General features: G+C 44.0%; 3 tRNA genes. All 3 read left to right on the top strand.

Features of this window, described 5'->3' with window-relative positions:
- Positions 1 to 73 precede the first annotated feature (73 nt).
- Positions 74 to 146 (top strand) — tRNA-Lys (locus tag DF185_RS23270).
- A gap of 37 nt (positions 147 to 183) precedes the next feature.
- Positions 184 to 256: transfer RNA gene (locus tag DF185_RS23265), tRNA-Lys, on the top strand.
- Between the two features lie 39 nt (positions 257 to 295).
- Positions 296 to 368, top strand: a tRNA-Lys gene (locus DF185_RS23260).
- Positions 369 to 432 lie beyond the last annotated feature (64 nt).

Raw genomic sequence — 432 nt, 5'->3', positions numbered from 1 at the left:
TGTTGGGGTCCTGGGTTCGAACCCCAGAGGGATCACTTAAAGACAACCAAAGTCTTTCAAATAAAATCAGGATGATTCCTTAGCTCAGCTGGTAGAGCACAACACTTTTAATGTTGGGGTCCTGGGTTCGAACCCCAGAGGGATCACTAAAGACAACCAAAGTCTTTCAAATAAAATCAGGACGATTCCTTAGCTCAGCTGGTAGAGCACAACACTTTTAATGTTGGGGTCCTGGGTTCGAACCCCAGAGGGATCACTTAAAGACAACCAAAGTCTTTCATAAAAAAATCAGGATGATTCCTTAGCTCAGCTGGTAGAGCACAACACTTTTAATGTTGGGGTCCTGGGTTCGAACCCCAGAGGGATCACTTAAAGACAACCAAAGTCTTTCAAATAAAATCAGGATGATTCCTTAGCTCAGCTGGTAGAGCA

It is taken from the genome of Marinifilum breve (genome assembly GCF_003202155.1).
In the GTDB taxonomy this organism is placed as follows: domain Bacteria; phylum Bacteroidota; class Bacteroidia; order Bacteroidales; family Marinifilaceae; genus Marinifilum; species Marinifilum breve.
This window is presented reverse-complemented; position numbering and strand designations above follow the sequence as displayed.